Annotated in this window: 11 protein-coding genes; 6 read left to right on the top strand and 5 right to left on the bottom strand. The window is 72.4% G+C overall.

Annotated features, from left to right (window positions below; genetic code table 11):
• Positions 1 to 94: 94 nt before the first annotated feature.
• On the top strand, positions 95 to 3109 hold the full coding sequence (locus ACIRBX_RS11505; protein WP_402295614.1) for a bifunctional [glutamine synthetase] adenylyltransferase/[glutamine synthetase]-adenylyl-L-tyrosine phosphorylase: 3015 nt from the start codon (positions 95 to 97) through the stop codon (positions 3107 to 3109).
• 65 nt (positions 3110 to 3174) lie between these two features.
• Here ACIRBX_RS11505 and ACIRBX_RS11500 read toward each other — a convergent pair whose 3' ends face one another.
• Entirely contained in the window at positions 3175 to 4125 is a 951-nt protein-coding gene (locus ACIRBX_RS11500; RefSeq protein ID WP_402295612.1) for a phosphatase PAP2 family protein, read from the bottom strand.
• A gap of 325 nt (positions 4126 to 4450) precedes the next feature.
• Here ACIRBX_RS11500 and pulA point away from each other — a divergent pair, with 325 nt between their 5' ends.
• The 4 genes from pulA to ACIRBX_RS11480 all read left to right on the top strand — a co-directional run bounded on the left by pulA (position 4451) and on the right by ACIRBX_RS11480 (position 14864).
• Complete coding sequence (gene pulA, locus ACIRBX_RS11495; RefSeq protein WP_402295611.1) at positions 4451 to 9988, top strand: pullulanase-type alpha-1,6-glucosidase; 5538 nt, start codon at positions 4451 to 4453, stop codon at positions 9986 to 9988.
• A gap of 591 nt (positions 9989 to 10579) precedes the next feature.
• On the top strand, positions 10580 to 12913 hold the full coding sequence (locus tag ACIRBX_RS11490) for a M4 family metallopeptidase (protein WP_402295610.1): 2334 nt from the start codon (positions 10580 to 10582) through the stop codon (positions 12911 to 12913).
• 293 nt (positions 12914 to 13206) lie between these two features.
• On the top strand, positions 13207 to 14529 hold the full coding sequence (locus ACIRBX_RS11485; protein ID WP_402295608.1) for an ammonium transporter: 1323 nt from the start codon (positions 13207 to 13209) through the stop codon (positions 14527 to 14529).
• Positions 14526 to 14864: a P-II family nitrogen regulator gene (locus ACIRBX_RS11480; RefSeq protein WP_402295607.1), complete on the top strand. Its 339-nt coding sequence runs from the start codon at positions 14526 to 14528 to the stop codon at positions 14862 to 14864. The genes ACIRBX_RS11485 and ACIRBX_RS11480 overlap by 4 nt, the downstream gene beginning before the upstream one ends.
• Positions 14865 to 14957: 93 nt before the next feature.
• On the opposite strand, the gene ACIRBX_RS11475 is transcribed toward ACIRBX_RS11480, so the two are convergent.
• From ACIRBX_RS11475 to ACIRBX_RS11465, 3 genes are all read right to left on the bottom strand, one after another.
• Positions 14958 to 15845 (bottom strand): hypothetical protein, encoded by an 888-nt coding sequence (locus ACIRBX_RS11475; RefSeq protein ID WP_402295606.1) that lies wholly within the window; start codon positions 15843 to 15845, stop codon positions 14958 to 14960.
• An 11-nt stretch (positions 15846 to 15856) separates the two neighbouring features.
• Positions 15857 to 16354 carry a SigE family RNA polymerase sigma factor gene (locus ACIRBX_RS11470; RefSeq protein ID WP_402295604.1) on the bottom strand — a complete coding sequence of 166 codons (498 nt, stop codon included), beginning with the start codon at positions 16352 to 16354 and terminating at the stop codon, positions 15857 to 15859.
• A gap of 139 nt (positions 16355 to 16493) precedes the next feature.
• The gene (locus tag ACIRBX_RS11465; protein ID WP_402295602.1) at positions 16494 to 17165 is read right to left on the bottom strand and encodes a TNT domain-containing protein; all 672 of its coding nucleotides are present in this window, start codon (positions 17163 to 17165) and stop codon (positions 16494 to 16496) included.
• A 340-nt stretch (positions 17166 to 17505) separates the two neighbouring features.
• Here ACIRBX_RS11465 and ACIRBX_RS11460 point away from each other — a divergent pair, with 340 nt between their 5' ends.
• Positions 17506 to 19272 carry a carbohydrate-binding module family 20 domain-containing protein gene (locus ACIRBX_RS11460; protein ID WP_402295600.1) on the top strand — a complete coding sequence of 589 codons (1767 nt, stop codon included), beginning with the start codon at positions 17506 to 17508 and terminating at the stop codon, positions 19270 to 19272.
• Between the two features lie 73 nt (positions 19273 to 19345).
• Here the strand turns inward: ACIRBX_RS11460 and ACIRBX_RS11455 are convergent, their stop codons facing one another.
• Positions 19346 to 20089: an SDR family oxidoreductase gene (locus ACIRBX_RS11455; protein ID WP_402295599.1), complete on the bottom strand. Its 744-nt coding sequence runs from the start codon at positions 20087 to 20089 to the stop codon at positions 19346 to 19348.
• Positions 20090 to 20164 lie beyond the last annotated feature (75 nt).

Here is a 20164-nt window from a genome sequence, read left to right as displayed (position 1 = left end):
GCCCGGTGGGGAGGCTGACACCCCGCCACCTGACGCACCGTCGGCGGGTCAGCCCGTACGCTCGTACCACGAACGAACAGGGAGGCGGGCCGCAGTGGCGGAGCGGAGCAGTCGGCTGGAAGTACGGCTGGTGCGGCGGGGGTTCTCCGACCCGGACGCGGCCGTCCGGTGGCTGGCCGGGCCGGGGCTGGAGGGGCTGGCCGAGGACCCGGTGCTGCTGGACGCGCTCGGGGCGACCGCCGATCCCGATCTGGCGCTGCACGGGCTGGCCCGGCTGCTGGAGGCGCTGGACGCCACCGAGCGGCACACCCTGCGGGACACCCTGACCGGCTCCAAGCCGCTGCGCGACCGGCTGCTCTCGGTGCTCGGCGCCTCCGCCGCGCTCGGTGACCACCTGGCCCGGCACCCGCGCGACTGGCACGCCCTGGTCACCTTCGAGCTGCGCGACGTGCACCCCCGCCGGGAGGACTTCCAGCAGGTGCTGCGCGGGCGGGTGAGGAGCAGCGGGGCCTCCCCGGCCGACGCGCTGCGGGCCGCCTACCGCCGCTGCCTGCTGGCCATCGCCGCCCGGGACCTGAGCGGCACCGCCGACCTGCCGCAGACCGGCGCCGAGCTGGCCGACCTGGCCGGGGCCACCCTGCAGACCGCGCTGGAGATCGCCGAGGAGGAGGACCCGGAGGCCGCCGGGCAGTGCCGGCTCGCGGTGATCGGGATGGGCAAGTGCGGCGGCCGGGAGCTCAACTACGTCTCCGACGTGGACGTGATCTTCGTGGCCGAGGCCCGGGACGGGGTCGAGGAGCACAAGGCGCTGCAGGCCGCCACCCGGCTGGCCGCCCGGCTGATGCGGCTGTGCTCCGACACCACCGGCGAGGGCACCATCTGGCCGGTGGACGCCAACCTCCGCCCGGAGGGGCGCAACGGCCCGCTGGTCCGCACCCTGGCCAGCCACCTGGCGTACTACCAGCGCTGGGCCAAGACCTGGGAGTTCCAGGCCCTGCTGAAGGCCCGCCCGGTGGCCGGGGACGCCGAGCTCGGCGCCGCCTACGCCGAGGCCACCGGCCCGCTGGTCTGGCAGGCCGCCGAGCGGGAGAACTTCGTCGCCGACGTGCAGCAGATGCGCCGCCGGGTGGTGGACTCGATCCCCGCCACCGAGCTGGACCGCCAGCTCAAGCTCGGTCCGGGCGGGCTGCGCGACGTGGAGTTCTCGGTGCAGCTGCTCCAACTGGTGCACGGCCGCACCGACGCCGGGGTGCACAGCCCCAACACCCTCCGGGCACTGGAGCAGCTGAGCGCCGGCGGCTACGTCGGCCGGGCCGACGCCGCGTCACTCGACGCCGCGTACCGCTTCCTGCGCGCACTGGAGCACCGGATCCAGCTGCACCGGCTGCGCCGCACCCACCTGATGCCGACCGACCAGGCCGACCTGCGCCGACTGGCCCGCTCGCTGGCCCCGCAGATCAACGACACCGGGCTGACCGGGCAGGGCAAGGCGGACCCGGTCGCCGCGCTCCAGCGGGAGTGGCGGCGGCACGCGATGGAGGTCCGGCGGCTGCACGAGAAGCTGTTCTACCGCCCGCTGCTGGACGCCGTCGCCGAGCTGCCGGCCGGGGCGACCGGCCTCTCGCCGGCCGCCGCCAAGGCCCGGCTGGAGGCGCTCGGCTACGCCGACCCGGCCGCTGCGCTGCGCCACCTCAGTGCGCTGGCCTCCGGGGTCAGCCGGAAGGCGGCGATCCAGCGCACCCTGCTGCCGGTGCTGCTCGGCTGGTTCGCCGACTCGGCCGACCCGGACGCCGGGCTGCTGAACTTCCGTCAGGTCTCCGACGCGCTCGGCCGCACCCCCTGGTACCTGCGGCTGCTGCGGGACGAGAGCGCCGCCGCCGAGCAGCTGGCCCGGGTGCTCTCGGCCGGCCGGCTCGCCCCCGACCTGCTGCTGCGGGCCCCCGAGGCGGTCGCCATGCTCGGTGACCCGAACGGGCTGGCGCCGCGCGGGCGCCCCGCCCTGGAGGCCGAGGTGCTGGCCGCGGTCAGCCGGTCCGGCAGCGCCGCCGCCGGGGTGGCGGCGGCCCGCTCGGTCCGGCGGCGGGAGCTGTTCCGCACCTCGGCCGCCGATGTGCTGGGGCGGTTCGGCGAGGACCCGGGCGAGGCGGTGGACGCGGCCGGCGAGGCGCTCACCGCGCTCAACGCGGCCACCCTGCAGGGCGCGCTGCGGGCCTGCACCGCCGAGTGGGAGGCCGAGAACGGCGAGCTGCCGACCAGGCTCGCGGTGATCGCGATGGGCCGGTTCGGTGGCCGCGAGATGGGCTACGGCTCGGACGCCGACGTGCTCTTCGTGCACGAGCCCCGGCTCGGCGCGCTGGACCACGACGCGGCGAAGGCCGCCCAGACGGTCTGCAACCAGCTGCGCACCCTGCTCGGCGCCCCTTCCACCGAACCGCCGCTGCTGGTCGACGCCGACCTGCGGCCGGAGGGCCGGCAGGGCCCGCTGGTGCGCACCCTGGCGTCGTACGAGGCGTACTACCGGCGCTGGTCGCACGTCTGGGAGGCACAGGCGCTGCTGCGGGCCGAGCCGGTGGCAGGGGACCCGGAGCTGGGCGGGCGGTTCCGCGCGCTGATCGATCCGCTGCGCTACCCGGGGGCCGGGGTGTCGGAGCAGGACCTGGTGGAGATCCGCCGGATCAAGGCCCGGATCGAGGCCGAGCGGCTGCCGCGCGGGGCCGATCCGACCACCCACACCAAGATCGGCCGGGGTGGCCTGGCCGACGTGGAGTGGACGGTGCAGCTGCTCCAGCTGGTGCACGCCCACACCGTGCCGGCCCTGCGGACCACGAAGACCCGGGCGGCCCTGACGGCGGCCGGGGCGGCCGGGCTGATCGGCGCCGAGGACGCGGCGGTGCTGGACGCCGCCTGGGTGCTGGCCTCCCGGGTGCGCGGCGCGGTGATGCTGGTCCGCGGCCGACCGGGCGACAGCTTCCCGGCCGACGCCCGCGAACTGGCCGGGGTGGCCCGCTACCTCGGCTACGGCAGCGGCCACACCGGGGAGCTGGTGGACGACTACCGCCGCACCACGCGAAGGGCCCGCTCGGTCGTCGAGCGCCTGTTCTACGGCTGATCGACGGCGGGCGGGCCCGGGCGTGCTCCGTGGGCGTGCTTCGTGTGTGGGACGGGTGGGGCGGCTCAGGCGGCGGCCTTGGCGCTCCAGTCGGCCGGGACGGTGACCGGGGTGTCGTCCCCGGGCCGGACCGGGTGGCGGGGGAGCTGGTAGGCCCAGACGTGGTAGACCGCGCGGGCCGCGGCGTAGCCGGCGGCCAGGCAGACGATGCCGCCGACCGCGTCCATCCAGAAGTGGTTGGCGGTGGAGACGATCACCAGCAGGGTGGCGGCCGGGTAGAGCAGGCCGAGCACCCGGACCCAGAGCGGGCGGGCCAGGAAGAAGATGGTCAGGCCGCACCAGAGCGACCACCCGATGTGCATCGAGGGCATCGCCGCGTACTGGTTGGAGACGCTGGCCGCCGCGCCGGAGGCCATCGAGCCCCAGGTGTCGTGCACCTTCACGGTGTCGATGAAGTCCATCCCGTGCATCAGCCGGGGCGGGGCGAGCGGGAAGAAGTAGAAGCCGATCAGGGCCAGCCCGGTGGTCAGGAAGAGCACCGTGCGGGTGGCCGCGTAGCGGCCGGGGTGGCGGCGGTAGACCCAGACCAGGACGCCGATGGTCACGATGAAGTGCAGCGTCGCGTAGTAGTAGTTCATCCCGACGATCAGCCAGGTGACCGAGTCCACCGCGTGGTTGACGGACCGTTCGACCGCGATGCCGAGGGTCTGCTCCAGGTTCCAGATCCAGCGGGCGTGCTTCTGGGCGGTGGCCTCGTGCTCGGGCACCGCATTGCGGACCAGTGAGTAGACCCAGTAGCTGATGCCGATCAGGGCCAGCTCGAACCAGAGCTTGGGCCGGGCGGGGGAGCGGCGCTGCCCCCGGATGCGGCGGCGCAGCGCGGCGCCCCTGGACTGGGCGGCCAGGGTGGCTCCGTCCGGCTGGTGGCTCGTACGGGCCTCGCCAGGGACGGAACCTCTCCGGGTCGCCTCCGAGGCGCTCGCGGCGTCGGTGCGGATGTCGGTCGGTTCCCCCATGGACGAGAAGTCTGCCAGACGTGCCGTGGCCGCTTGCTCATCCTGCGGTAGTGGATTCTTCACCACCCGTCCCCCTTCGGGGGTAGGGGGGCGGGTACCGGAGGCTGACATGGAGTCCATTGTGGCCCCTTCGGGTACGCCCGGTCGACGGGACCCCGGTGGTCTTCACCACTGCCCCGCTGCGCGGTGCGCGCGGGCCCGGTCGGCAGGCAACGGTTCGGTCAAGACTGCCGCTGCAACGATTTCTGCATCTTGCTGAAACATTTTGCAATCGCTAGCGTCCAGCCACCCACTCGACGACGAGCCGCCTCAAGGGAGCCCAGCTGTGGCCGAAGTCCAGCCCCGCCGCCCACGGAGCACGACCCCCTACCAGCGCCCCGGCCGGACGGCCGCGCTGATCGCCGCCTCACTGCTGGCCACCGGGCTGGGGGTCACCGGGCTGGGGGCCGCCCCGCTCGCCGTCGCCGCGCCGGCCGCCCCGCCCTCGGACCGGGCGATGGCCGACCGGGCCGACCGGCACGACCTGACCAGGGAGCAGTTCTACTTCGTGCTCCCGGACCGCTTCGCCAACGGCGACCGGCGCAACGACACCGGCGGCATCCCCGGCGACCGGATGGCGCACGGTCTGGACCCGGCCGACAAGGGCTTCTACCACGGGGGTGACCTCAAGGGACTGATCGACCGGCTGGACTACGTCCAGGGCCTGGGCACCACCGCGATCTGGATGGCCCCGCTGTTCGAGAACCGCCCGGTGCAGGGCACCGGCGCGGACGCCTCGGCCGGCTACCACGGCTACTGGATCACCGACTTCACCAAGGTCGACCCGCACTTCGGGACCAACGAGCAGCTCAAGGAGCTGATCACCAAGGCGCACGCCAAGGGCATCAAGGTCTTCTTCGACGTCATCACCAACCACACCGCCGACGTGGTCGACTTCCAGGAGAAGGCGTACGACTACCGCTCGACCGGCGCCTACCCGACCCTGGACGCCGACGGCCGACCGGTGGACGAGACCGCGATCGCCGACGCCGCCGCGCAGTGGCCGAAGCTCACCGCCGACTCCTTCCCCTACCGCCCGACCTTCCGGACCGAGGCCGACCGGAAGGCCAAGACGCCGAACTGGCTGAACGACCCCGCGCTCTACCACAACCGGGGCAACTCGACCTTCGTCGGCGAGTCCGCCACCGAGGGCGACTTCTCCGGCCTGGACGACCTGGACACCCAGAACCCCCGGGTGGTCAAGGGCATGCAGGACATCTACAAGACCTGGGTGAAGGAGACCGGGGTCGACGGCTTCCGGATCGACACCGTCAAGCACGTCAACACCGCCTTCTGGTCGCAGTGGGCCCCCGAGCTCAAGGGCTACGCGGCCAAGCTGGGCAACGACGACTTCTTCATGTTCGGCGAGGTCTACTCCGGCGACCCGGCCGTCACCGCGCCGTACGTCACCAAGGGCAGGCTCCAGGCCACCCTGGACTTCGGCTTCCAGGAGGGCGCCCGCCGCTACGTCTCGCAGGGCGGCTCGGCGAGGACGCTGGCCGAGCTCTACGCGCAGGACTACCGCTACACCACCGCCGAGACCAACGCCTACGAGCTGCCGACCTTCCTCGGCAACCACGACATGGGCCGGTTCGGGTCCTTCCTGCGGGCCGACGACCAGGGCGCGAGCGGTGAACTGCTGCTCCGCAAGGACCGGTTGGCGAACGAGCTGATGTTCCTGACCCGGGGTCAGCCGGTGGTCTACTACGGCGACGAGCAGGGCTTCACCGGGGCCGGCGGGGACAAGGACGCCCGGCACGACATGTTCGCCTCGAAGACCGCCTCGTACAACGCGGACGAGGTGATCGGCGGGGTCAGGGGCTCCGCCGACCGGTACGGCACCGACGGGGCGCTCTACCGGGGCATCGCCGAGCTGGCCCAACTCCGCCGGCAGCACCCGGCGCTGGCCGACGGCGCGCAGATCGAGCGGTACGCCGCCGACGGGGCCGGGGTGTACGCCTTCTCCCGGATCGACGCCGAGGAGCAGGTCGAGTACCTGGTCGCGGTCAACAACGCGGCCGAGCCGAAGACCGTCACGCTGGACACCTTCTCGGCCGGCACCGACTTCGGGCAGGTCTACCCGGCGGCGGCGGGCAAGGTCACCAGCGGAGCCGACCGCAAGGTCACCGTCACCGTGCCGGCGTACTCCTCGGTGGTGCACAAGGCCGCCAGTAAGCTCGCCAGGACCACGACCGCGCCCCAACTCACCCTGCGCACACCGGCGGACGGCTCCACCGGCACCGTCACCGTCGGCGCCGAGGTGCCGGGCGGCGGCTTCAACCGGGTCTCGTTCGCCGCGCAGATCGGCAACGGGGCCTGGCAGCAGCTCGGTTCGGCCGACAGCGGGGTCTACCGGACCACCCTCGACCTGACCGGGGTGGCCCCCGGCACGGTGGTCCGGTACAAGGCCGTGGTCCGCGACAGCAGCGGCAACCTCCGCTCCGCGACCGGGAGTTCCACCACCGGTACGCCGGCCCCGAAGCCGGTGCCGAGCGCCACCTCCCGCCCGTACGCGATCGTGCACTACCAGCGGAAGAACGCCGACTACGACGGCTGGAACATGTACGCCTGGGGCGACCTGGCCGACGGCGAGGCCACCCCGTGGCCGGCCGGGCACGCCTTCACCGGGCGGGACGGCTACGGCGCCTTCGCCTACGTGAAGTTGAAGACCGGCGCGGCCGACGTGGGCTTCGTGGTGGAGAACAACGGCACCAAGGACACCGACGGCGACCGGCACATCGACCTGGGCTCCACCGGCGAGGTCTGGGTCAAGGAGGGCGACCCGAAGCTCTACACCAGCAACCCGGACCCGGTCACGCCCGTCCCGGCGAACACCGCCGTGATCCACTACCAGCGGGCCGACGGCGACTACGAGGGCTGGGGCCTGCACGACTGGACCGGCGCGGCGAACCCGACCGACTGGGGCAACCCGCTGATGCCCGTCCGCCGGGACTCCTATGGTGCCGTCTTCGAGGTGCCGCTGGCCCCCGGCGCGACCAGCCTCAGCTACATCCTCCACCGGGGCAACGACAAGGACCTGCCGAACGACCAGTCGCTGGACTTCGCCACCAGTGGCCGCGAGGTCTGGCTGATCGGCGGTCAGGAGGGCCACCTGCTGCCGCAGGCGGCCGGGTCCTCCTCCCAGCTCGACCCGGGCAGCGCCCGGGCCCAGTGGATCGACGCGAGGACGGTGGTGGTGCCCGCGACCTACGGTGCGGGCGACGCCGCGCTGAAGGGCGGCACCAGCGCCCAGCTGGTCTACGACCCGGCCGGCGGGATCACCGTCGACAAGGGCGTGATCAGCAAGCCCGGCCAGTGGATCCGGCTCAGCCCCGGCGCCCTGACGGAGGCCCAGAAGAAGAAGTACCCGCACCTGGCGGGCTACCGCGCCTTCACGGTGGACGCCCGGGACGCCCGCCGCACCACCGAGGCGCTGCGCAGCCAGCTGCTCTTCACCGAGCACCTGCCCAGCGGCGCCGCACTGGCCGCCACCGGGGTGCAGATCCCCGGCGTGCTGGACGACCTGTACGCGGCCGGGGCCGCCAAGGCCCGACTCGGGCCGGTGTACCGGGAGTCCGGCGGCTGGTGGTGGCGGGAGAAGCAGGTGACGCTCTCGCTCTGGGCGCCGACCGCCACCGAGGTCTCCGTGCAGCTCTTCGACGGGCCGGGCGGCGGCAGCCCGCGCACCGTGCCGCTGCGCCGGGACGAGGCCACCGGCGTCTGGTCGCTGACCGAGGACGCCCGGAAGCTGGACGGGAAGTACTACCTCTACCAGGTGAAGGTCTGGGCGCCGAGCGTCGGCAAGGTGGTCACCAACACCGTCACCGACCCGTACTCGGTGGCCCTCTCCACCGACTCCACCCGCTCCCTGGTGGCCGATCTGACGGCCCGTGACACCAAGCCGCGCGGCTGGGACGACCACCGCGCCCCGCAGGCCGTGGCCCCGCAGAAGCAGCAGATCCAGGAGCTGCACGTACGGGACTTCTCGGCCTCCGACAGCACCGTGCCGGTGGCCGAGCGCGGTACCTACAAGGCCTTCACCGAGTCGAGGTCGGCCGGCATGAAGCACCTCAAGGAGCTGGCGGCGGCCGGGGTCACCACCATCCACCTGCTGCCCACCTTCGACATCGCCACCATCCGGGAGAACCGCGCGCAGCAGCAGCTGCCCGCCTGCGACCTGGCCGCGCTGCCCGCCGACGGCGAGCAGCAGCAGGAGTGCGTGGCGGCGGTGCAGGCCACCGACGCCTACAACTGGGGCTACGACCCGCTGCACTACACCGTGCCGGAGGGCTCGTACGCCACCGACCCGAACGGCCTGGCCCGCACCGTGCAGTTCCGCGAGATGGTGCAGGCGATGCACGAGGCCGGGCTGCGGGTGGTGCTGGACGTGGTCTACAACCACACGGCGGCATCCGGTCAGGCCGAGCACTCGGTGCTGGACAAGGTGGTGCCCGGCTACTACCAGCGGCTGAGCGACACCGGGAAGGTCACCACCGACTCCTGCTGCGCGGACACCGCGCCCGAGCACGCCATGATGAACAAGCTGGTGGTGGACTCGGTGCTGACCTGGGCCCGCGAGTACCGGGTGGACGGCTTCCGCTTCGACCTGATGGGCCTGGACCCGAAGCAGACCATGCTGGACGTGCAGTCCGCGCTGCGCGGTCTGACGCTCCGCAAGGACGGCGTGGAGGGCAAGGACGTCTTCCTGTACGGCGAGGGCTGGAACTTCGGCGTGGTGGCGAACGACGCCCGCTTCGAGCAGGCCACCCAGCTGAACATGGCCGGCACCGGCATCGCCACCTTCAACGACCGGATCCGGGACGCCGCGCGCGGCGGCAACTTCATGCTGAACTCGGCGCCGCAGCAGGGCTTCGCCTCCGGCCTGTACACCGACCCGAACGGCTCGGCGGCCAACGGCACGCCCGAGGAGCAGAAGGCCCGGCTGCTGCACCAGATGGACCAGGTGAAGGTCGGACTGACCGGGAACCTGGCGGGGTACTCCTTCACCGACAGCAGCGGACGGACCGTCACCGGCGCGGGCGTGGACTACAACGGCGCCCCGACCGGCTACGCGGCCAACCCCGGGGAGGCGCTGGAGTACCTCGACGCGCACGACAACGCCGACCTGTTCGACGCGCTGGCCTACAAGCTGCCGGCCGGCACCTCGCCGGCCGACCGGGCCCGGATGCAGGCGCTCGGCCTCTCGCTCACCGCGCTGAGCCAGGGCCCGGGCTTCCTCCAGGCCGGCAGCGAGCGGCTGCGCTCCAAGTCGCTGGACGCCAACTCCTACGACTCGGGCGACTGGTTCAACGCGATCGAGTGGGACTGCACCAAGGGCAACGGCTTCGGCCGTGGGCTGCCGATGGCGGCCGACAACAAGGAGATGTGGCCCGCCGCCAAGCTGCTGCTGGCCGACCCGAAGCTGCGGATGGGCTGCAACGAGATCTCGGCCGCCGACGAGCAGTACCGGCAGTTCGTCCGGATCCGGCAGTCCTCGCCGCTGTTCGCCCTGCCCACCGCCGCCGAGGTGCAGCGCCGGCTCTCCTTCCCGCTCTCCGGCACGGCCGGTGAGCAGCCCGGCGTGATCACCCTGCACCTGGACGGTGCCGGTCTGCCCGGCGCGGAGCGCGGCATCACCGTGGTGGTGAACGCCACCCCGGCCGAACAGCGCCAGACCGTCGGGCAGTTGAAGGGCACCACGCAGACGCTGCACCGGGTGCAGGCCACCGGGGGAGACCCGGTGGTGAAGGGCGCCCGTTTCGATCCGGCCACCGGCACCTTCACGGTGCCGGCCCGGACGGTGGCGGTGTTCGTCCGGGGCTGATCCGTTCACATCTCAACGGGCCGTTCACACAAGGCGGTTCCGTTCACACGGCGGACATGCGCCTGATACGCGTCATCGTCGGACCGCATGGCCGAAAAGCGCCGTCCGGCGCCCAGGGGTGGTGACACCCGGGCGCCGGACGGCGCTGTTTCGGGGTCCGCGCACCGCCGGGGTCACCGGCCGACCGACCGTCCGGACGGGTGGCGATCCTGCCGCTGTTCAGTGCGGATCTGCCGGATGCGAAGCGCTTCGGGACGGTGCCGGCCGATCCCGGCCGTCCCGTGCGCCCCAAGGGAGTTGGCACCGGTGCGCGGTCCCGGTGCCTGGGTCGGATATCGGCCAACCTATGACGTGCATCTGTCATTCACGGCTCGTTTGCTGCCACGATTCCCCCTGCCGCAGACGAGGTGGCCCCGACAACCCACCCGGTACGGCGTTCAGCGCAGGCAAGGCGCTACCAAGCACCACTCCTTTCAACGCACCGACCCGGGCGTCGCACAGGCAGCCCGGGGCCCCCGCTGTGCCGCAACCCCGCGGCCAGGTTCTCTCCACCGCCAGTGCACCCCGCAGGCGGTCGGAAAAGGAGTCCGCATGTCCCGCTACACCCACGCCCGGGTGACGATGGCCGCGCTCGCCGCTGCCACCGCCCTGGTGGTGACGGCCGTGCCCACGATGGCGCAGGCGTCCCCGCAGGCCCCCTCGCAGGCCGCCAACCCGATCGCCGCCGGCAAGGCGAGCCTGCTCGCCTCCGCCGACGCCCAGGGCGCCGGCCTGGTCCAGTCGCTCGGCCTCGGCGGCCAGGAGAAGCTGGTCGCCAAGGACGTCGTGGTCGACGCCGACGGCTCCAAGCACCTGCGCTACGAGCGCACCTACGCCGGCCTCCCGGTGCTCGGTGGCGACCTGGTCGTCCACCAGACCGCCGGTGGCCTCACCAAGGGCGTGGACAAGGCGACCCAGGAGGCGCTGACCGGCTTCAGCACCTCGCCGAAGCTGGCCGCCCCAGCCGCCCAGTCGGCCGCGCTCGGCGCCGAGCAGGGCACCAGCCTGGACACCGCCCCGCGCCTGGTCGTCTGGGCCGCCTCGGGCGCCCCGCGGCTGGCCTACGAGACCGTGGTCTCGGGCGTGGAGGCGGACGGCACCCCGCAGCGCACCCACGTGGTGACGGACGCTCAGACCGGTGCCGTGATCCACAAGTTCGAGGGCATCAAGAAGGGCACCGGCAACGGCGTCTTCGTCGGCAACGTCACCCTCGGCACCTCGCAGTCGGGTTCGAACTACCAGCTCAAGGACCCGACCCGCGGCAACATGTACACCACCACGCTGAACCAGGGCACCAGCGGCAACGGCACCCTGTACAGCAAGGCCGGTTCGGACAGCTGGGGCAACGGCCTGGCCTCCAACAAGGAGTCGGCCGCCGTCGACGCGCACTACGGCGCGGGCGCGACCTGGGACTACTACAAGAACACCTTCGGCCGCAACGGCATCCGCAACGACGGTGTCGGCGCGTTCAGCCGCGTCCACTACGGCAACAACTACGTGAACGCGTTCTGGGACGACTCCTGCTTCTGCATGACCTACGGCGACGGCGCGTCCAACAACGCCCCGCTCACCGCGCTGGACGTGGCCGGCCACGAGATGACGCACGGCGTCACCTCCAACACCGCCAACCTGAACTACTCGGGCGAGTCCGGCGGTCTGAACGAGGCCACCTCGGACATCTTCGGCACCATGGTCGAGTTCGCGGCCAACCTGCCCTCCGACCCGCCGGACTACCTGATCGGCGAGGAGATCAACATCAACGGGGACGGCACGCCGCTCCGTTACATGGACAAGCCCTCCAAGGACGGCGCCTCCAAGGACTCGTGGTACTCGGGCATCGGCAACGTGGACGTGCACTACTCGTCCGGCCCGGCCAACCACTTCTTCTACCTGCTCTCCGAGGGCAGCGGCGCGAAGGTGATCGGCGGCGTCAGCTACAACAGCCCGACCGTCAACAACATCACCGTCACCGGCATCGGCCGGGACAAGGCCGCGGCCATCTGGTACAAGGCGCTCACCGCCTACATGACCTCCACCACCAACTACGCCCAGGCCCGCACCGCGACCGAGAACGCGGCCAAGGACCTGTACGGCGCCGGTTCGGCCGAGGTCATCGCGGTCGGCACCGCCTGGGCGGGCGTCGCGGTCGGCACCGTGCCGACCCAGCCGGGCACCGTCACGGTGACCAACCCGGGCAACCAGACCACCAAGGTCAACACCGCGGTCAACCTGCAGATCGCCGCGAGCGGCGGCACCGCCCCGCTGACCTTCTCGGCCACCGGCCTGCCGGCCGGCCTGTCGATCTCCACCTCCGGGAAGATCACCGGTACCCCGACCGCCGAGGGCACCTCGAACGTGACGGTCACCGCCACGGACAGCGCCAACAAGTCGGGCACGGCCAGCTTCACCTGGACCGTGAACAACTCGACCAGCACCTGCACCCCGGCCCAGCTGCTGGGCAACGCGGGCTTCGAGTCCGGTAACACCACCTGGACCACCACCTCGGGCGTGATCGACAACAGCACCACCAAGCCCGCCCGCACCGGCTCGTACAAGGCTTGGCTGAACGGTTACGGCTCCGCCCACACCGACTCCGCCAGCCAGACCGTCACCATCCCGGCCGGCTGCAAGGCGACCCTCGGGTTCTACCTGCGGATCGACACCGCCGAGACCGGCACCACCCAGTACGACAAGCTGACGGTCACGGTCAACGGCACCGCGCTGAAGACCTACTCCAACGTGGACAAGACCGCCACCTACACCCTGCGCACCTTCGACCTCTCGGCCTACGCCGGCCAGAGCGTCACGGTGAAGTTCAACGGTGTCGAGGACGCGTCGCTCGCGACCAGCTTCCTGATCGACGACACCTCCATCGCCACCAGCTGACACACCCTCAGCGGTAGCACACCCCGGCCCGGCGGAGCTTCGGCTCCGCCGGGCCGGGGCGCGTCCGTCACTGCGTGCGTCCGTCAGTGCGTGCGTGCGTCCGTCGGTGCACGGGTGCGGCCGTCCGGGAGGGCGTCCGCAGGCGCGGCCGTGAGCGGCCGGAAACGGCCCGGCAACACGAAACGCGGGTGAAACACGCACGTCCGCATCCGGAAATCCGGCCCGTTCAGACTCGGCTCCCAACCGACGCGCACCCCACCCCGGCGCGTCGAGGCACCCCGGGAAGGCCGCAGATGCTGCTCGCAGAGACCCCCGCCGGGCCGGACACCGGCGACACCGCCTGGCTGCTGGCCAGCACCGCGCTGGTGCTGCTGATGACGCCGGGCCTGGCGCTGTTCTACGGCGGCATGGTCCGCACCAAGAGCGCGCTCAACATGATCATGATGAGCCTGGTCTCGATCGCCACCGTCACGGTGGTCTGGCTGGTGGCCGGCTACTCGCTGGCCTTCGGCCCGGACCTCGGCGGGCTCGGCCTGATCGGCGGGCTGGACCACCTGGGGATGGCCGGGATCACCCCGTCCTCGCTCACCGGCACGGTGCCCACCCTGCTCTACGCCACCTTCCAGCTGACCTTCGGGATCGTCACCGTCGCGCTGATCTCCGGCGCGGTCGCCGACCGGGCCAGGTTCGGCGCCTGGGTGCTGTTCACCGTGGTCTGGACGCTGCTGGTGTACGTCCCGGTGGCGCACTGGGTGTTCGCCCCCGGCGGCTGGCTGCTCTCCAAGGTGGGTGCGCTGGACTTCGCCGGCGGGCTGGTGGTGGAGGTCAACTCCGGTGCCAGCGGCCTGGCCCTGGCCCTGGTGCTCGGCCCCCGCCTGGGCTTCCGGAAGGAGGCCATGCGCCCGCACAACCTGCCGATGGTGGTGCTCGGTGCGGGCCTGCTCTGGTTCGGCTGGTTCGGCTTCAACGCGGGCTCCGCGCTCGGCGCCAACGGCACCGCCGCCGCCGTGCTGCTCAACACCCAGGCGGCCGGCTGCGCCGGTCTGCTCGGCTGGCTGCTGGTGGAGAAGAAGAAGGACGGCCACGCCACCACCCTGGGCGCCGTCTCCGGCGCGGTGGCCGGGCTGGTCGCCATCACCCCCTCCTGCGGCTCGGTGGACCTGCTCGGCGCGCTGGCCATCGGCGCGGCGGCGGGCGTGGTCTGCTGCTACGCCGTCAGCTGGAAGTTCCGCTTCGGCTACGACGACTCGCTGGACGTGGTCGGCGTGCACCTGGTGGCCGGGGTGATCGGCACCGTGCTGATCGGCGTCTTCGCCTCCGCGGTGATGACCGGCGGCCCGGTGGGCCTGCTGCACGGCGGCCTCGGGCAGCTCGGCAAGCAGCTGCTGGGCGTGCTGGTGGTCGGCGGTTACGCCTTCGCGGTGACCTACGGGATCGGCAAGGCGATCGACCGCACCGTCGGCTTCCGGGCCTCCGCCGAGCACGAGTCGACCGGCCTGGACCTCGCCGTGCACGCCGAGACCGCGTACGATCACGGCGTCCTGGGCCACGGCAGCGCCACCGCCGCGGCCCATGTGGCGCCCGCTCCCTCCGTCCTGAAGGCCCCTCAGTCATGAAGCTGATCACCGCCGTCGTCAAGCCCTTCAAGCTGGACGAGGTGAAGACCGCCCTGCAGTCGCGCGGCGTGCACGGACTGACCGTCACCGAGGCCAGCGGCTACGGCCGGCAGCACGGCCACACCGAGGTCTACCGGGGCGCCGAGTACCGGATCGACCTGGTGCCCAAGGTCCGGATCGAGGTGGTGGTGGAGGACGAGGAGGCCGACCTGGTGGTCGAGGCCATCGTGGCCGCCGCCCGGACCGGCAAGATCGGGGACGGCAAGGTCTGGGTGGTCCCGGTGGACGGCATCGTCCGCGTCCGGACCGGCGAGCGCGGCCCGGACGCGGTCTGAGGCTCCGTCGGTCCCGGCCGGCCGGGGCTGACCGGCCACGGCCGACGGGCCGACCTCGACCACGGCCACGTCCGACGGGCCGGTCCCGGCCGGTCAGCCCCGGCCGGCCGGTTCGGTCAGCCCTCGGGGTACCAGCTCCTGCCACTCGGGGGCGCCGGTCCAGTTCCACAGCGCCTCGGTCGAGAACGGCACGGTGGGCAGCCCGCCCACCGGGTGGCCGTCGAAGTCGATCACCGCGTTGCCGGAGACGATGGTGACGGCCATCCCGTCCAGCCGCTCCCGACGGACCGTCAGGGTCCTGAGGTCCTTCCGGGAGTCGTCCCTGCTCTCCACCAGCTGGCGTTGGCCGTCGGTGAGCAGGTTGACCGTGCAGCCCTGCTCGGAGCGGCAGTCGTACTGCTCGGACGACATCCGGGAGAGCGCGACCCGGAGGTCGGCCGCGCCCCGGGGGTCGGCGTAGCGCACCGCGATCTCGTAGTAGCCGTCCGCCGGGCGCCAGCGGGTCCGGGCCACCGCCGGGGTCTCCTTGACCGGCAGCAGCACAGCCTTCCCGTTCGAGGGCAGCATCCTGGTCAGGATGGCGAGCATCGCCTCCCGGGTGAGCGGGACGGTGCTGTCGGGGTCGGGGTCGGGGTCGGGGTCGGGGTCGGTGGCGTGGTCGTGGTCGGGAGCCGTGGTCGCGGTGTCCGGGGTCGTCCCCGGTGAGGTCGGCGGGACGGATCGGACGGGCGGCGTCGCGGCGACGGCGGCCCGGGAGCCGTCCCGGTCGGCCGCCCAGAAGCCCGGGGTGGCGACGGTGGCCAGGGCGGCCACGGCGAGTGCCGCGCCGGCGATCCGCAGCCGGCGGCGGCGCCGGAGTCTGAGGCCCAGGCGCTTGCTCTCGGCCACCATGGCGGCGACCGGGGCGTCGATGAGGTGGACCGCGTCGAAGAGTTCGTCGAGTCCGGGGTCGTGCGGCATGTCGTCGGTGCTCCTGGTCATGGGTGGCTCGTTCACAGGCTCAGCAGGAGTTCGCGGTCCTCGCCCAGGATGCCCCGGAGCTTGGCCAGCGAACGGGTGGTGAGGGTCTTCACGGCGCCGGGGGAGCACCCGAGCAGCTCGGCCACCGCCTCCACGCTGTGGTCCTCCAGGTACCGGAGCACCACCACGGCCCGGTTCCGGGGCGGGAGTTGGGCCAGCGCGGCGACCAGGGTGACCCGTAGGTCGGACTCCCCGAGGCCGGCCGTCAGCTGCTCCGGCAGCTCGGCCGAGACCACCTCGGAGGAGCGCCGCAGCCGCCGCTGGGAGAGGTACATCCGCAGCAGCACCTTGCGCGCGTACGCGTCCAGCCCCGGCTCGTCCCGGCCGCGCCGCAGCCGGCCCCAGACGGTGAACATCTTGGCCAGGGTGATCTGGACCAGGTCCTGCGCCTGGTGCCAGTCCCCGCACATCAGGTAGGCGATCTGGAACAGGCGTCTGCTCCTGGTGCTCGCGAACTCCTCGAATTCCATGTCCCTGCCCGGCGGTGAATTCCTGCTGACGTCATGAACCCTGACGCTCCGGAGGGACGAGAGGTATCACACGGCTTCGTGCCGGAGGCCGGCTCCCCGTCCGGGGAGCCGGCCTCCGGCACGGCGGTGGAGCGCGGGATCAGGTCCGGGCGAGGTAGCCGTTGTCGATCAGCCAGAGCACGTTCAGCCGGGCCGGGGCGCCGGGCAGGTGCCGGGCGTCCAGCTGGAACTGCCAGCCGTGGCCGGGCTGTCCGAACCACGGGGCGATCGGGCCGGCGTCCACCGTGAACGCCTTGGCGACCTTGTAGACGTGGTAGTTGCAGGCCGGTGCCGGGTCGCTGTCCAGCGACTGCGGCGGCAGCGCGCGGGTCGCGTACGGCAGGCCCTCGGGGGCCAGGTAGGAGCCGTACTCGCTGCCGTAGCGGTCGATCCGCTGGCCGGGCACCAGGGTCTGCTGGATCTCCAGCGGAGTGCCGTCGGGGAGGGTGACGTAGCCGTCGGCGGGCGGGTAGCGCCAGGAGCCGGTGGCGGTGTCGTAGTAGGTGTCCAGGAACTGCTGCTCGCCGAGGCCGCCGGTGCGCTGGTAGCCCCAGAGCTGGCGGCCGACCGGGCCGGTGGTGGGGAGCTGCTCGGGGCCGAGGCGCTTGTCGCCGTGGAAGTCCTGGGCGGAGCACTCGGAGGAGGGGGTGGCGGCCCTGGCGGCGGTCGCGGTGGCCGCGGTGGTGGTGGCCGCGGCGGTGTTCACCAGCGCGGTGCCGGTGAGCAGGGTGGCGGTCATGCCGATGGCCAGCAGGGCCTGACGGATCCTCATGGGCGGGGCACTCTCCGGTCGGTGACGGAGTGGATGCGGACGGTGATCATCGAAGCGGTGGCCGGGCTTCCGCGTCAACCGGGGCGCGCGGAAGCGGCCGAGACCGGCCGGGGGGTGACCGATCCGTTGCCTCCCGGAGCCTTGACGCTCCCCGGTGGCGGCCGTAGGTTCAGCGCGTTGCAAGTTTCCAGCAAGTTTCAATGGTCTTGCAGCAAGAGGCACTTGCTCCTCCTCCACCCCCACCCCGTCCGACCCGTGCGTGCACTGACGGAGGCTCAGGCCGCCGTCCTCGCACCGCCCGGGCGGTCCAGGCTGCCCCACCCAGCCCCCTGGAGACACCGTGGTCACCACCTCCCCCCGCCGCGCGGTCGGCGCCCTCACCGCCGCCGCCGCGCTGGCCCTCTCGATCGGCGGCGGGCTCTCGCTCGCCCCCACCGCCGGCGCCACCCCGCCGGGCACCAAGGACGTCACCGCCACCCTCTTCGAGTGGCGCTTCGACTCCGTCGCCAAGGCCTGCACCGACACCCTCGGCCCCAAGGGCTACGGCTACGTCGAGGTCTCCCCGCCCCAGGAGCACATCCAGGGCGGCCAGTGGTGGACCTCGTACCAGCCGGTCAGCTACAAGATCGCCGGACGGCTCGGCGACCGGTCCCAGTTCCAGTCGATGGTGAACACCTGCCACGCGGCGGGCGTGAAGGTGGTCGCCGACTCGGTGATCAACCACATGTCGGCGGGCTCGGGCACCGGCACCGGCGGCACCGCCTACACCAAGTACACCTACCCCGGCTTCTACCAGGACTGGGACTTCCACTCCTGCCGGACCGCGATCGGCAACAACTACGCCGACCGCTCCAACGTGCAGAACTGCGAGCTGGTCAACCTCTCGGACCTCAACACCGGCTCCGCCTACGTCCAGCAGACCATCGCCAACTACCTCAGCGACCTGCTCTCGCTCGGCGTGGACGGCTTCCGGATCGACGCCGCCAAGCACATCGCCGCCTCGGACCTGGCCGCCATCAAGGCGAAGATGAGCAACCCGAACGCCTACTGGGTCAGCGAGGTGATCTACGGCGGCGGCGAGGCCGTCCAGCCCGGCGAGTACACCGGGGTCGGCGACGTGGACGAGTTCCGCTCCGCGACCTGGCTGAAGAGCGCCTTCAACGGCGGCCGGATCTCCGACCTCCAGGGCTGGGGCAGCGGCCTGCTGGCGAGCTCCCAGGCCCGCACCTTCGTCGACAACTGGGACACCGAGCGCAACGGCTCCACCCTCAACTACACCTACGGCTCCGCCTACACGCTGGCCAACGTCTTCCTGCTGGCCCACCCCTACGGCTCGCCGAACGTCTACTCCGGCTACGCCTTCACCGACCACGACGCCGGCCCGCCGAACGGCGGCACCGTCAACTCCTGCTACACCGACGGCTGGAACTGCACCCACGCCTGGCGCCAGGTGGCCAACATGGTCGGCTTCCGCAACGCGGTGACCGGCACCGGGATCACCAACTGGTGGTCCAACGGCAACAACGCCGTCGCCTTCGGCCGGGGCGACAAGGGCTACGTGGCGATCAACCGCGAGAGCGGAGCCGTCACCCAGACCTTCCAGACCTCCCTCCCGGCCGGCACCTACTGCGACGTCCAGCACGGTGACTTCGCCAACGGCTCCTGCTCCGGCCCCGCCTACACCGTCGGATCCGACGGCCGCTTCACCGCCACCGTCGGCGCGGGCGACGCCGTCGCCCTGCACGTCGCCGCCCGGGGCGGCGGCACCGCGACCCCGACCCCCACTCCGACCCCCACCCCGTCGCCGACCACCGCGACCGCCGCCGCCTTCGCGGTGAACGCCACCACCGTCTACGGCCAGAACATCTTCGTGGTCGGCAACACCACCGCCCTCGGCGGCTGGGACACCGCCAAGGCCCTGCCGCTCTCCTCGGCCGCCTACCCCGTCTGGAAGCTCAACCTCCCGATGGCGGGCGGTACTTCCTTCGAGTACAAGTACATCCGCAAGGAGTCAAACGGCTCCGTCACCTGGGAGTCCGGCGCCAACCGCACCGCCACCGTCCCGCCCTCCGGCACCGTCACCCTGAACGACACCTGGCGCAGCTGACACCCCACCCGAACGCCGGCCGCCCCACCCCCAGCGCACGGGGGAGGGGCGGCCGGTCCCGTCCGCTGCCCCGTCAGCCGCGGCCGACGTACGGCATGGCGGTGGCCATCACGGTGGCGAACTGGACGTTGGCCTCCAGGGGGAGGGCGGCCATGTGACGGACCGTCCGGGCCACGTCGGCGACGTCCATGGTGGGTTCGGGGGCGGTGCGGCCGTCGGCCTGGCGGACTCCGGTGGACATCGCGGCGGTCATGTCGGTGGCGGCGTTGCCGATGTCGATCTGGCCGCAGGCGATGCGGTACGGGCGGCCCTCCAGGGAGAGGGACTTGGTGAGGCCGGTGACGGCGTGTTTGGTGGCGGTGTAGGCGACGGAGTGCGGGCGGGGGGCGTGGGCGGAGATCGAGCCGTTGTTGATGATGCGGCCACCCTGCGGGGTCTGCTGCTTCATCCGGCGGAAGGCGGCCTGGGCGCAGAGGAAGGCGCCGGTCAGGTTGAGGTCGACCACCGCGCGCCAGTCGGCCGCCGTCAGGTCCTCGACGGGGGTGGGGGTGCCGAAGCTGCCGGCGTTGTTGAAGAGCAGGTCGATCCGGCCGTACGTGTCGACGGCGGTGTCGAAGAGGGCGTCCACGGCGGCCGGGTCGGTGACATCGGTCGGGACGGCCAGCGCCGGGGCGGCGGCCGAGGCGGCGACGGCGGCGAGCGGATCGGGGCGGCGGCCGGCCAGCACCAGGTGCCAGCCGTGGGCGGCCAGTTCGAGGGCGACCGCGCGGCCGATCCCGCTGCCGGCTCCGGTGACGACGGCTACCTGCTGGTCCATGGGGCGGCTCCTGGTGGCACGAGGGGCCTCGATGATCGCGCACCGGGGGCGGCGGAGTCACTGGTGGGAGCGTCC

The sequence above is a fragment of the Kitasatospora sp. NPDC096147 genome, from assembly GCF_044763225.1.
In the GTDB taxonomy this organism is placed as follows: domain Bacteria; phylum Actinomycetota; class Actinomycetes; order Streptomycetales; family Streptomycetaceae; genus Kitasatospora.
This window is presented reverse-complemented; position numbering and strand designations above follow the sequence as displayed.

Coding starts and splice junctions, on each gene's coding strand:
- ACIRBX_RS11465 (WP_402295602.1), bottom strand. CDS start 17,165: ATGAGGATCCGTCAGGCCCTGCTGGCCATCGGCATGACCGCCACCCTG.
- ACIRBX_RS11500 (WP_402295612.1), bottom strand. CDS start 4,125: ATGGGGGAACCGACCGACATCCGCACCGACGCCGCGAGCGCCTCGGAG.
- ACIRBX_RS11455 (WP_402295599.1), bottom strand. CDS start 20,089: ATGGACCAGCAGGTAGCCGTCGTCACCGGAGCCGGCAGCGGGATCGGC.
- ACIRBX_RS11470 (WP_402295604.1), bottom strand. CDS start 16,354: ATGGAATTCGAGGAGTTCGCGAGCACCAGGAGCAGACGCCTGTTCCAG.
- ACIRBX_RS11490 (WP_402295610.1), top strand. CDS start 10,580: ATGTCCCGCTACACCCACGCCCGGGTGACGATGGCCGCGCTCGCCGCT.
- ACIRBX_RS11480 (WP_402295607.1), top strand. CDS start 14,526: ATGAAGCTGATCACCGCCGTCGTCAAGCCCTTCAAGCTGGACGAGGTG.
- ACIRBX_RS11485 (WP_402295608.1), top strand. CDS start 13,207: ATGCTGCTCGCAGAGACCCCCGCCGGGCCGGACACCGGCGACACCGCC.
- ACIRBX_RS11475 (WP_402295606.1), bottom strand. CDS start 15,845: ATGACCAGGAGCACCGACGACATGCCGCACGACCCCGGACTCGACGAA.